This window comes from Paenibacillus sp. GCM10027629 (assembly GCF_042676425.1).
GTDB lineage: Bacteria > Bacillota > Bacilli > Paenibacillales > Paenibacillaceae > Paenibacillus_K > Paenibacillus_K terrigena.
Window position 1 is genome coordinate 1,994,713 of sequence record NZ_JBHTGZ010000009.1, and the last position, 13,077, is coordinate 2,007,789.

At 47.5% G+C, this 13,077-nt stretch carries 8 protein-coding genes; 6 read left to right on the forward strand and 2 right to left on the reverse strand.

The genetic code is table 11. The features are described 5' to 3' along the window. The first annotated feature begins 33 nt into the window (after positions 1-33). The 3 genes from phnC to phnE (ACFQZR_RS18860) are packed head-to-tail and all read left to right on the forward strand — an operon-like array spanning position 34 to position 2,413. Entirely contained in the window at positions 34-810 is a 777-nt protein-coding gene (gene phnC, locus ACFQZR_RS18850) for a phosphonate ABC transporter ATP-binding protein (protein WP_379348544.1), read from the forward strand. Continuing rightward, complete coding sequence (gene phnE, locus ACFQZR_RS18855; protein WP_379348546.1) at positions 807-1,619, forward strand: phosphonate ABC transporter, permease protein PhnE; 813 nt, start codon at positions 807-809, stop codon at positions 1,617-1,619. The genes phnC and phnE (ACFQZR_RS18855) overlap by 4 nt, the downstream gene beginning before the upstream one ends. Continuing rightward, positions 1,616-2,413: a phosphonate ABC transporter, permease protein PhnE gene (phnE, locus tag ACFQZR_RS18860; RefSeq protein WP_379348548.1), complete on the forward strand. Its 798-nt coding sequence runs from the start codon at positions 1,616-1,618 to the stop codon at positions 2,411-2,413. The genes phnE (ACFQZR_RS18855) and phnE (ACFQZR_RS18860) overlap by 4 nt, the downstream gene beginning before the upstream one ends. A 122-nt stretch (positions 2,414-2,535) precedes the next feature. Here the strand turns inward: phnE (ACFQZR_RS18860) and ACFQZR_RS18865 are convergent, their stop codons facing one another. Continuing rightward, positions 2,536-3,189, reverse strand: coding sequence for a response regulator transcription factor (locus tag ACFQZR_RS18865; protein WP_379348550.1), 654 nt, complete (start codon positions 3,187-3,189; stop codon positions 2,536-2,538). Then, positions 3,158-8,305, reverse strand: coding sequence for an AAA family ATPase (locus ACFQZR_RS18870; protein ID WP_379348552.1), 5,148 nt, complete (start codon positions 8,303-8,305; stop codon positions 3,158-3,160). Before ACFQZR_RS18870 ends, ACFQZR_RS18865 begins: the two co-directional genes overlap by 32 nt. A 253-nt stretch (positions 8,306-8,558) precedes the next feature. Between ACFQZR_RS18870 and ACFQZR_RS18875 the strand changes: the two genes are divergently transcribed. The 3 genes from ACFQZR_RS18875 to ACFQZR_RS18885 all read left to right on the forward strand — a co-directional run bounded on the left by ACFQZR_RS18875 (position 8,559) and on the right by ACFQZR_RS18885 (position 13,077). After that, positions 8,559-9,737, forward strand: coding sequence for a winged helix-turn-helix domain-containing protein (locus tag ACFQZR_RS18875; protein ID WP_379348554.1), 1,179 nt, complete (start codon positions 8,559-8,561; stop codon positions 9,735-9,737). 272 nt (positions 9,738-10,009) lie between these two features. Then, positions 10,010-11,383: a response regulator gene (locus tag ACFQZR_RS18880; protein WP_379348556.1), complete on the forward strand. Its 1,374-nt coding sequence runs from the start codon at positions 10,010-10,012 to the stop codon at positions 11,381-11,383. Positions 11,384-11,424: 41 nt separating this feature from the next. Next, positions 11,425-13,077, forward strand: coding sequence for a sensor histidine kinase (locus ACFQZR_RS18885; RefSeq protein ID WP_379348558.1), 1,653 nt, complete (start codon positions 11,425-11,427; stop codon positions 13,075-13,077).

A 13,077-nucleotide genomic window follows, 5' to 3' on the forward strand; every position in this document is an offset into this window, starting at 1 on the left:
ACACTATATTGATAGAGAGCGAGTGTTACGAAAATGATTACTTTCGAGAACGTATCCAAAACGTATCCTAATGGAACAGCAGGACTTCGAAATGTGAACTTGACGATACATGAAGGCGAGCTGGTGGTCATTGTCGGATCGTCCGGCGCAGGCAAATCAACGCTGCTGCGTTCCATTAACCGATTGAACGACATCTCAGCTGGCGAGATCAAGGTAAATGGCAAATCCGTCACTCACGCCTCTGGCAGTGAGCTTCGCCGGATACGTCGAGATATCGGCATGATCTTTCAGAGCTTCAACCTTGTCAAAAGATCCTCTGTCCTCCGTAACGTGTTGTCCGGGCGCGTCGGTTACCATTCTACTTTCAAGACGATGTTCGGGCTTTTTCCCAAGGGAGATGTCGAGCTATCACTTCATGCCCTCGAACGGGTCAACATTCGCGAGAAGGCTTATATACGTTCAGATCAATTATCCGGCGGACAGCAGCAGCGCGTATCCATCGCTCGCGCCTTGGCACAGGAAGCTCGGATCATTCTTGCAGATGAACCTGTTGCATCACTCGATCCTCTGACCACACGCCAAGTGATGGACGACTTGAAGCGTATAAACCAAGAAATGAACATTACAACCATCATTAACCTTCATTTTATTGACTTGGCACGCGAATATGCGACTCGGATCATCGGACTACGGGCCGGGGAAGTGGTATTTGACGGTACGCCGGCAGAAGCAACGGATCAGGTCTTCGCCGAAATTTACGGTCGTCCTATCCAGAAGGACGAGCTGCTTGGAGTTGGAGGCGTATCATGAGGTCTTCTTTATCACAGACTTCAGCACATCAACCATCGTCCAATGCACCGTTAACTGATCGTTATAAACGACTCGCCACATGGCTGCTATTCATTTTCGTACTGATCGCATGCTCCATTCGTACTGAGGTCACACCCTATCAGTTAGTTGTCGGCTTACCACAGATGGGCTCCCTCTTGCAAGAAATGTTCCCGCCGGATTGGAGCTACCTGCCGACCATTTGGGGACCCATGCTGGAAACCATCCAAATCGCGATCATGGGAACGACGATTGGCGGTTTGCTTGCGATTCCTGTTGCGCTATTGTGCGCTTACAACATCATGCCCAATCGATGGATATCGATCCCAATGCGCATGATCCTAAATCTTGTACGGACAATTCCTGATCTGCTGTTCGCCGCCGTATTCGTGGCGATGTTCGGGATTGGTCCTTTTGCCGGGATGCTGGCGCTTGTATTCTTCTCGTTCGGTATTATCGCGAAGCTGACCTTTGAAGCCATCGAAGCCATCGATCCAGGACCACTTGAAGCGATGACCGCTGTCGGGGCCAACCGGATCCAATTGATCATCTTCGGCGTCATGCCGCAGGCATTGCCCTACTTCGTCTCCTACTTCCTGTATACCTTCGAGGTCAACGTCAGAGCAGCTTCTGTCCTTGGACTTGTCGGCGCCGGCGGGATCGGACTGCTGCTCGATCGTGCACTTGGACTATTCCGTTATGACCGGGCATCCATCATTATTCTACTGACGCTAGCCATCGTTCTCATGATCGATTACGGCAGTGCTGTGATACGGAGGAAATTGCTATGAAACTAGATACATTGCAGAGACCCATCAGCTCCCGCATTCGCTTCTGGGTAATTGCAGCATTAATGATTGCCATCTATTATTGGGCCATTCAAGGTATGCAATTCGAAGGATTACAGAAGACAGCCGGATCGGTTTCGAAATCCATCCTTACTGGCTTCTTGCATCCGGATTGGTCCTTCGTCTATATTCCTGAAGGTGAAGATTTGCTGCGAGGCTTGCTCGACACCCTTGTCATCTCAATACTAGGAACCGTTGTTGCGGCTGTAACCTGTATTCCCTTTGCATTCTGGGCCTCCTCCAATATGAGTCGACAGTGGGCCGTCTCGGGCAGTGGTAAAGTCGTACTTAGCATCATTCGTGTATTTCCCGAAATTATCGTAGCAATCTTGTTCATCAAGGCCGTCGGCCCTGGCTCATTTGCGGGTGTTCTCGCGCTCGGAATCCATTCGATTGGCATGTTGGCCAAGCTCTATGCCGAGACGATTGAGAACATTGATCCTGGTCCTGAGGAAGCCCTGCTCGCCTGTGGTGCAAATCGCCTTCAAGTTTTGCGGTACGCCGTTCTGCCACAAGTTATCCCGCAGTTTTTGTCCTATTCGATTTATCGCTTCGAGATCAATATCCGGTCTGCGACAACACTTGGTCTCGTAGGCGCTGGTGGGATCGGCACACCATTAATTTTCGCGCTTCAAGTACGGAACTGGAACCGCGTCGGTATCATTCTGCTCGGCATTATCCTACTGATTATCCTGACTGACCTCGTATCCGGTTGGCTGCGCAAACGCATCATATAATCGACTCACCATAGCAGAAAAGGGAGATCTCTAAGTGACCTCCCTTTTTATCAACGTGCCTTGGGTAAATAACACCATGAATTACAATTACTCCATCTCCCATTAACAGAATTCTGCACATTCTACAAGAGACTCTGGAGCCGAACAATTGCTTGCGCACGGTCCACAACATTTAATTTCCCATATAGATTACTAATATAATTACGAACCGTACCTTCGGCGATGCATAATGCTTCCGCAATTTCCCGGTTATTCAGCCCTCTCATCATGTGCTGGGCAAGCTCCTTCTCGCGATCCGTCAGACTGATTCGCCCAAGCTCTGAACGCTCACGATACGCCATATCCTGTGCAAATCGCGACATTCTCGCTGCTAATTTGGCCGCGACGGCAGCTGGAAGGATAAATTGTCCGGTCACGGTATCCCGGATTGACGCAATCATCTTATCGCCATCCATATCTTTAAGCATATAACCACTGGCGCCATTCGCCATCCCTTCAATGATATATTCATCCTCAAGGAACGTCGTGAGAATGAGCGCGGCTGTCTCCGGACAAGATCGCTTGATATGCTTGAGTGCCGTGATTCCATCCATCACAGGCATCCGGATATCAAGCAGCACGATATCTGGCATGAGCGCATCCACCATATCGCAGGCTTCTTGTCCATTCTTTGCGACACCAACGACCTCGAAATCCTCCTCCAAGTCAAGGATCGTCCGAAGACCCTCCCTCGTCAGCAGTTGATCATCTGCGATCAATATTCGAATCATAGGCATCCAACCCCCCTGTATCTCGTATCGAATAAGGTAATTCTATTCGCAATAGACAACCTTGATCAGGTTTAGAATCAATGACAAATTGGCCTCCGAGCTGCTCTACCCGCTCACGCATTGCCGTGAGTCCAAATCCTAAATGGATCTCACTTGCACCAATGCCGCAATCCTTAAGTTTCATTTTAATTATCGAGTTTACGTACTCCAGAGTGAAATAAAATTCCTTGCTCTCGCCATGTCGAATACCATTCGTCAGCCCTTCTTGCACAGCATGATATATGGTTTTCTTATATGCTAATGTTAGCTCAGGAAGCATACCGATGCAGGCGTGTATGATAGCCCCCGTGTTCCGCTGCGTTTCTTCGATCAGCTGATGCAGCGCTTGAACAAGGTCATAATATTTATCCTCCTTCAACATATGCACCGAACTTCGAATTTCATGGAGACCGTGACGGACAAGGTCTTGCGCCTCCTTCAACCGTTTCGAAGCTTCCTCCCGATCTTTGTTCAGCAATCGTTTGCCTGCTTCGATCTGGAGAATCGTCGAGGTCAATGTGTGCCCGACAATATCGTGAATATCATGTGCAATGCGATTCCGTTCCGCATAGACGGACATCTCGGAGAGCGCCGCCGCCGTCTCGCGCATGGATCGCTCCAGACTTCGAGTGCGCTCCTCCACTTGCTGTTCAAGATGATCTTTCAAATATTGAATCCCCGAATAGAGCTGCGCATTCTTAATTGAAATGGCACACTGAGAACCTAAGAGCTTAAGCACATCCAATCGATCCGAAGTGAAGACACCAGGAGCAAGCTTATTCTCCATATAGAGCAGGCAAATCAGTTGATTCTGATGTAATATCGGCAGACAAAGCACGGATTTTAGCTTATTGCTGCTGATGTATGCATTTTGCATGAACATCCCTTCATTCGAAGCGTCATGCAGAACTAATTCCTCTCTTGTTCTAGCGACATATCCGATCATCGCAACCGGAAGGATATCGGATGCATCTTGTAACGGAATGGACGCGATGTTCATTTCTTCTACCGACCCATAAGCTTCAATGACCCATCTTCCTTCTTGAGCGAAAATAATCGCACCTGATTCCGCCCCTGCATTATGCAGCATGATGTGCATTAACGTATGCAGCAGCCGATTCATTTCCATCTCACCGGACAAAGCCTGTGCAGATTTAACGACGGAGAGGTAATCGATTCGCGCAAGCTCCGATTCACGCTTCACTTGCAAGAGGTGTGGATACTTCTCCTCTAAATCAGCCACTTTGGCATGTGCTCCCCATTGCGAATACGCTTCATAAGCTTCCGTCATGTACATTTTGGCCAGCTGCTGTCTCCCATGACGAAGACCATATCGCCCATAACCCTCTGCAATCATCGCAAGATCATGGATTAATCCATTCGATTTCGCCTGTTCGATTGCTTGCTCGTATAGAAGCTCTGCCTGTTTGTTCTGCCGTTTCAGACGCGCGATCTCAGCTTGAATCCATAAGTATTTATGCGCATAATTTGCTGGACTTCGCTTCGCATATCGCCGATACATAACCATTCGTTTACGCAGCTTCGCCATATATTCACGCTGCTCCTTAAGGCTGGCACCCTCATAGAATTGCGCCCACACAAGAGATTCGTATAAATAATGGACCATATTATCGCTCTCAAAAGGTGGTCGCGATGCAATAATCGCAGCCGCCTTTGCCAATGCTGCCTTCGCTTCCTCGTATTTACCGAACACATATCCTGGCAAATATTGAAGCGTGCATACAAGCTCTTGAATCAAGTGCGTCGGATCCCCATGCACTGATTCTGAAAAGTCTGCAATCAAGACGTCCGTCTCTGCGTAAGGATCATCCGGTGAGCGGTAACCTGTTAACCGAACAAGCAGGGCCGCAAATACTGCAGCTTGCTTCCAGTGCAGGCTGTTATTATTGCGCCGAATGCTCCGGCCATGTGCGATCAATCGAGCATAAATATCTCCCAGCGGATGACCGTAATGCAATAATATGCTGCAATGAATTAATACACTCTGATTGCTATGCCATAGATCCCCGGATTCTAGACCGACATAACCTGCCTGCCTCGAAAATGTCTCCAGCAACGAAGGTGCATATTGGCGCCAGCTATCAAAACAAAGCGAAAATGAAGTTAATACCTTCACATACAATACGGGGTGAGGCTTCGCTAATTCGCAAGCAAGCATTCCCCACTTGGCAGCCTCTTCTTTCTGATGGAACATATAATACGTGAATAGAGCATATCCAACAAATCCAATCGATGCTTCGGGTGACATCCCTTCATCAAGCGTCATTTGAATCAAGATTAAGGTGCATGCCAGCCAACCCTTCTTATTGGTTAGGAACAAGGCATTCGTGATATGTACTAGAATAGACATCGCCAGTAGAAGCTTCTCATCCGTCATCGTCTGTAATCGCTGGAGTGATTCCAATGTTTGCCTGCTTAATTTACGCTTCACCTTTAGCCAATGAGCCAGCAATTCGATCGTACTTGGGTTAAAATGATGATTCATTCCCAGCAATTTCAGCGCCGTGCGACCTAACGCAATCACTTCATCATAGTTGTCACGATTCGCCTCGATTTGAATCTTCATTTTATAGACACGCGCCTTCTCCAGATCGGATACCGCTTTGCGTATCAGCAGATGAAACAGATCGTTTGCCTCAGCGAAATGCGCACATAGGAATTCTACTTCCGCCCGTTCTTGAAAAGCTTGAAGGGTCATTGCATAATAAGATTCCCATCCTTCTTCCCCCAGTAGATCCGTTGCATTTCGCAAATAACCAAGGGCCGTCTCGTACGCAGTCGATTGTTTGGCCTTCAATCCAGCTTGCAAGCTCAGCTCTGCGCCGAGAAGGCGATGCTCTGAATCCATGATGATCTGTTCCGATACCAAATGAAAGTGATTTGCCGCTTCAAAAAGAACTTCATCATGCCCTTCCTTCATTCGATCAGCTAGCAACCGTCCGATTTGCAAATGAACAGATGATCGTTCGGCATCAGACACGAGCAAGTAGGCGGACTGTTGAATCCGGTCATGTTGGAACATATAAGTCAGTCGTTCCTCACCAATCACTTGAAGCAGCTGCTCGTGCACAGCAATTTGCAGCGCTTCTGAGCATTGTGATATGGTCCGACTCGTTAGGGCGGCAAGCATTTCCACATTGAATTTACGACCGAGGATCGCAGCTCTTCCAATCACGAATACAGTCTCCGTAGGTAAATGTAATAACTTATCCGATATGTAAGCAGCCACATTATCCGCGATATTCATCTCGGCAATTCTCTCCAGATCCCATTGCCACTTCCGGCTGGGCTCGTGCAGATAAATAAATCGAGCATCCACTAAATCCTGCAAAAATTGCCTCACAAAAAACGGATTACCCATCGTCTTGTGGCGCAGGATCTTAACCAATTCCTTCGTATCCTCCTGTTCAACTTGCATCGCGTCACCGAGAAGTTGCTGCAAATCAGTTATACTTAGCGAGGTCAGTCGAATATGTTCCGCTTGTCTCGCACGGGATTGCACATGCTCTTGCAATGATTGTAGAGGAGATGGAGAGGTATCTTGTACAACATCATCGCGATACGTCCCAATCACGAGCAATTGTCTTGTCTCTCGATCCTCTAACAGAAACCTTAGACATTGCAGCGTCTCATCGTCGCTCCACTGCAAGTCATCCAGAAACAACACGAGTGGATGCTCCTGATGCAGAAATAGCTGAATAAACCGAACCAAGACCACATGGAACCGCTGCTTCGCCTCAACGGCTGGGAGCGGTGCGACAGTCGGCTGCTTCCCGATCAATAATTCCAGTCGAGGAACAAGCTCGATCAACAATTGACCATAATCTGCTACAGCATGGGCTATACGCAGCTTCCATACATCAACAAACAGATCATCTTCGATGAGCACTTGATCTACGAGATGATTGATCATTTGTATCCATCCTTCGTAGGGTAAGGCGGTATAGTGCGGATCATATTTGCAAGAACCGACATAACCAACCTGAGAAGCACGGAAAGTTTCATTCACGAACGACGTTTTGCCAATCCCGCCGCTCCCGCTTACCCAGACAATCTCCGTTGATCCCGCTGCGGCTCGCTTCAATGCCTTAAGCAGCCGAGCTTGTTCCATTTTCCTCCCATAAAAGCCATCAACAGCAAGTCTCCGTTCCGGCAGATCCTTACTTCCAAGGACGAAGGGCTCGATCTGACCGGATTCGCAATAACTTCTGTAGCATTGTTCCAAATCATATTTTAATCCGTATGCACTGGTATACCTTTCCTCCGGCATTTTGGCCATACATTTGTCGACAATCGCCGATAACATATACGGAATGGTTAAATCTTTTGTTTTCATCGGTTCTGGCTTACTCGCCAGATGATGGTAGACGGTATCCGCTGCATCGCGCGGCGAAAAGGGCAGTGTGCCTGTAAACCACTCATAGAGCACGATCCCAAGCGAATAGAAATCAGATCGATGATCAGGCATCAGTCCCGTCCTGCCTGTCAGCTCAGGAGAGATGTAAGGGAGCAGAGAATCTAGTCTCGCATCGAATCGCAAGGGTGTTCCGCCTTCACGGCTTGTGCTCATGCGAATATCGGCGATCGCGACTTCATGCGTATCAGGATTCACTATGAAATGCAATGGAGTCAATTCCTGATGCGTGATTCTCTCTTGATGTAACTGCAGCAAGCAATCAACAGCACCAAGTGAAATGGCGATCCGGTCCCTTAGTTTCAGATCACAACCCGAAGAATGCAGCAGATGAGCCATCGTGAACCCGCCATGATCCCGCATCATGAGGACGGGACGCTCGCCATCCATCATGAATGCATACGGTTCAACGCATCCATTCCCTTCGAAATGACAGAGAAGATCATATTCCTCTTGAAATGCTGCAATCATCGACGAACCTGGATACGTATCCCGGGTTGTTTTGGCAATCACACATATGTTGTCTTCTATCATGTTCATTCGGCATAGAATAATCTCCTCGTTGCTTCCGATCCATTCAACAAACCTATATCCTGCGAATTGCAGCATTGCACCGCCCCCATTGTCTGTTATGTTTCTATTGTTCATATGCCGATCAACCCAATAATCTCCTTATTATACCATTCCTATTAGAAGTATGGATGATATTAGCAGAATGCTTACCATCTCTTCATTATTCTCGATAGTTCATTCTAGAGATAAATGGCATTGGCCAGTAGTGACTGCTGTCATCACTTTGTCATATGACACCGAATCGGATTCCGATGGATTTGTAATCCATGACACCCTGTTGTCAGGTTTTCAGATTATAATGAGACTAAGAACTCTTATTTGAGGTGAAATGATGTCTGCGATCACTCTTACGAAGCAACAGGCCAGAAAGTTTTTATTGTACTATCACGGTTTAAGCCGTGATGCCGCTTATATCGGCAAGGAAGGCATCCTCACCTACATTCGCCAAGTGGGCTGTATCCAATTCGATCCGCTGAACGTCGTTGGCATGAATCACGAACTTGTCCTGCAATCGCGAATTTTTCAATTCGACCGCAGCATGCTCGGGGAACTGCTCTATCAAGATCGCAAGCTGATCGATTATTGGGATAAGTGCATGTCGATCTTTCCAATGGATGATTGGCCTTTTTTCGTAAAGCACCGGAAACGTTATCAAGTTTGGTGTGATCAGAATCAAGAAGCTGTCCATCGCGTACATGCCGAAGTTGAACATCGGGGCGTTCTATGTTCGAGCGATATTAATGAAGAAGAGAAGGTCGAATGGGCATGGGGGCCAGCTAGACTATCACGGGCTGCATTGGAAGGAATGTATCACGCGGGTCATTTGGTCATTCATCATAAAGCAAAGACTCGCAAGTTTTACGATTTATCCGAACGGTGGATTCCAGCGGAGCTCTATGGCTCGCTAGACCCTTTTAAGACGGTCGAGGATTTCTACGCATGGTATGTGCTGCGACGGATTGGCAGTGTTGGATTGCTGTGGAATCGGCCGAGCGATGCCTGGATTGGGATTGGCGGGATGAAGAGCTCTCAGCGGAATGAGGCTTTTGCAAGCTTGCTCGATAAGAAATGGATTACGGAGGTGCAAGTGGAAGGCCTGCAATATCCATTATATCTTCGTACTACAGATCTTGATTGCTTGGATAAAGCCCTATCCTACGACCCACCTGTGAAACGCGCCTGTATTCTAGCACCACTCGATAACTTGCTGTGGGATCGGACACTTATTCATCAGTTATTCGATTTTGAATATCGCTGGGAAGTGTACAAGCCGGTGGCAGAGCGCAAATATGGTTACTATGTGCTTCCTGTCGTGTATGGTGACGACATCGTAGCTCGATTCGAGCCAGCCAAGCAACGGGGAAAGTCCCCATTAACCGTCCAACATTGGTGGTGGGAGGATCATGCTGTCGTTGATTCAGCCATGAAGAAGAGTATCCTAGCTTGCTTTGAGCGGTTTGCCGCTTTCCTCGGGACGGAATTTGATCGACAAAGCTTGCCGTTGTAGCGCAGCGTGAGAAAATCTCTATCGAGGCTTATTTCAAAGATGAGCGACCGCGGTCAAAGGTAGGTTTTATCGCCAATAAGAAACCTGTATTCGGATGCCGAAAACTTAAACTTTCTATTGTGGTAAGAAAGAGCTCAGACGATTGCCGTCTGAGCTTATTTGTCCTGCTTTTCTATTCCTTCAAAGCGGGGATTCTTCTTTAAACCTCCCCAAATTATGTATATAATGATTTCACACTTCTGTATCGAAAAGAAATCGAGGCGGTGAACCATATGTTGAAAGCACTGATCGTAGATGACGAAAGGCTTGTTCGCAAAGGACTCATTTCCACAATGCCATGGGAAAAATACGAGATTCTTATTATCGGGGATGTGGGGAATGGCCGAGCCGCGCTCGAATTCATGGAACAGCATCCGATCGACTTATTGTTCGTTGATTTGACCATGCCCACAATGAGCGGTTTTGAACTGATGAAGGCCGTGCGTATCCAACATCCGAGGACAAGTCTTGTCGTCCTTACTTGCCATCAGGATTTTCATTATATCCAAGAGGCGATGCGCGCTGGAGCGATTGATTATGTCGTCAAAACGCAGCTGGACAAGGAAAATATGGACGATATTCTATGTCGCATTGTTCAAAGAATCGAATTTGAGCAAGCGAATCAACTATCCAGCAGACCGCTTTCCCATCCCAATGCAGATGAAAGAACTCAAATGTTGATTGCCGCACGAAATCCACTCGCGATGAATCACGTGTATACCGATTTGCAGCGTGCAGGTGTTCATTCCATAACAGCCATGGGCGAAAATGTATGGTCGCTTACCTCTACGGTACAGGAATCGGTGATTCGGCAGTTCATTGCTGAGTCGAATGAGTTCGTTCTCCTGCAGGTGTACGGCCATAAGCAGCCTTCTGTATCGGCTCTACGACGATACCTGTTTTACGAATGCGAGCCGCATCGGAAAGTATACGACGTACTGCTACCTGCGCCGCCGGAGGACAAGAAAACCGATAAGGACCAGATCCTACTCGACGAAATGTGGTTCTCCTTTCATTGGCTTCATGAGGAGACAGCTTGGAACAACCTATGCGCTTTCATCGAACGGACCAAACCGGGCGCCCCCCAGCTGCAGGATATGCTGCGCGAATTGCTGCGGCTTTGGCGCGAGTTGTTCCCCATCGGTGAATTGGACGTGAACAGGACAGACCCGATTTCTATAGGAACCTGGCAGGAATTCAAGGCATGCATTCATGAAATACGCAGCCGGATTCGAAGCAGAATGAAGCAGCTGGATTATTTTGACGAGATTATTATCTCCATCATGAAAGCGCTTCACATTATGAGGAAGCTGGAGGATTTACATGTCAATCGCGACATGATCGCGGCCAAAATCAATATGAGCAGCGGTTATTTCAGTGAATGCTTCAAAGAGATCACTGGGAAAACATTTGGCGAATATATGAAAGGTTTGCAAATCAACAAAGCGAAAACATTGCTCGAGACAACTGCTTATCCGATTTACCGGATTGCCGAGTTGTCGGGCTATAAGGATGATAAATATTTCAGCAAAATCTTTCGCGAACGCGTTGGCACGGGTCCGACGGAATACCGTAAGGCATGTGAGAGGAGCGGATCGAATCTATGATTTTCTCCTCCTTAAAATCGCGGCTGGTAGCCACCCTCTTGATGAGTACATTGATACCACTCCTTCTGCTGGGGGCCATTTCTTATTTGGCCTTACAAAATGTGTTCCAGCAAAAAATTGAAAACGGTATTCAGAATACTTTGGCAGAAACGAGGATAAGCCTCGAAAATACGCTCAGCAATATGGAATACGCCTCACTCCAACTTTCGCAGGAAGGAAGCGTCGGACAATCGCTGTCCAAACTTCTTTCGTCCCAAAGTGTTTTCGAGCAGATGCAGTTAACAACAGAGATTCAACGTAATATGAACCTGGTGAACTATACGAATCCGTATTTGGGCGTCATACTCTATTATTTTTCTGAACCGAAGGAGTTCCGGTTTGAAAACAGGGATATTCGCACAGATTTTACACTCGAAGCTCTCCCCTTGTTATCCCGAGCAAAGGGCGCGTCGTTTTACGGCCCCCACACAACCGCCTACAAACATAGCCACAACAGCGTTTTTTCGATGACCAGACCTATCGATGTACCTGGTATGAAGCCACAGTCGGTTTACATTTATCTCGAAACAAATCTAACCCTGTTTGAAAAAATTATTAATAAAAAACAATACGGCATGCCTGCCTCGCATGTACTGCTAAATCAAAACGGAAAAGTTGCATACAGCGACGATACAAAGCTGTTCCCTCCTAACTCTGATTTTTCATTGCAGAGTACCGCCAGCAATTACTTCTTCCAAGAAAGCAGTGAGCAAGGTTGGAGCATCGTGGTTGCGATTCAGAGGCGTGATTTTGAAAAGGAGTTTCGATCCTGGCTTTTGAAATACGGAGGCATCAGTCTGGCTAGCGTTGTGATGAGCATCGCACTTGCGCTGTTGGTGTGGCGAACGGTGTATCGGCCCATCCGTAAAATTTTGAAAGAAATCCGTCTGATGTCCGACAGCAAATTTAATTCTCAGCTTAAGCTAACAAATATCCGTGAATTCGACACCGTATTGTATGAGTTCGACCGGATGCGAACGAATATCAAGGAGTTGTTCGCCGAAATTGAGCAAAAGGAACGGACGAAAGCACATTTGGAAGTAGAGAAGCTGCTGTATCAGATTAATCCGCATTTCATTCACAATACGTTAAATACAATTCAATGGATTGCACGTATGAACGGGCAGGATGAGATCGATCGGCTCGTCTCGATTTTTACCCGTGTCCTTCATTATAATCTCGGCAAGGAAGGCGCAATTGTCACGCTGAATGAAGAACTCGGCGCATTGAAGGATTATGTCGCTTTACAGCGCATTCGATACGATTACCAATTCGATGTCCGGTACGAGATTGACGAGGCGCTGCTTGTACAGACGATCCCGCGGTTTATTCTGCAGCCGATTGTCGAGAACGCCTTGTACCATGGGCTTGGCGATGAAGCCGGAGTCATTGAAGTAACCGTTGTCACACAGGACGGTTATTTGAATATTCAGGTGAAAGACAACGGAGCGGGAATGACCGAGGAGGAAGTATCGCGGCTGCTCTTGCATCGAAGCGAAACCAGAAAAGCCGGACTTGGCATCGGGCTGAATTATGTGCTCAGAATGATCCATGTCCATTACGGCGAAACAGGCCATTTTCACATCGAAAGCCAAATCGGACAAGGCACGGCGATGACACTTCAGCTTCCGATGACCTCACGCGGGGACGGATGA

What these genes read in the sequence shown, in the direction of transcription:
- ACFQZR_RS18865 (WP_379348550.1), bottom strand. Translation starts at nt 3,189, where the DNA reads ATGCCTATGATTCGAATATTGATCGCAGATGATCAACTGCTGACGAGG.
- ACFQZR_RS18870 (WP_379348552.1), bottom strand. Translation starts at nt 8,305, where the DNA reads ATGAACAATAGAAACATAACAGACAATGGGGGCGGTGCAATGCTGCAA.
- phnC (WP_379348544.1), top strand. Translation starts at nt 34, where the DNA reads ATGATTACTTTCGAGAACGTATCCAAAACGTATCCTAATGGAACAGCA.
- ACFQZR_RS18880 (WP_379348556.1), top strand. Translation starts at nt 10,010, where the DNA reads ATGTTGAAAGCACTGATCGTAGATGACGAAAGGCTTGTTCGCAAAGGA.
- phnE (WP_379348548.1), top strand. Translation starts at nt 1,616, where the DNA reads ATGAAACTAGATACATTGCAGAGACCCATCAGCTCCCGCATTCGCTTC.
- ACFQZR_RS18875 (WP_379348554.1), top strand. Translation starts at nt 8,559, where the DNA reads ATGATGTCTGCGATCACTCTTACGAAGCAACAGGCCAGAAAGTTTTTA.
- ACFQZR_RS18885 (WP_379348558.1), top strand. Translation starts at nt 11,425, where the DNA reads ATGAGTACATTGATACCACTCCTTCTGCTGGGGGCCATTTCTTATTTG.
- phnE (WP_379348546.1), top strand. Translation starts at nt 807, where the DNA reads ATGAGGTCTTCTTTATCACAGACTTCAGCACATCAACCATCGTCCAAT.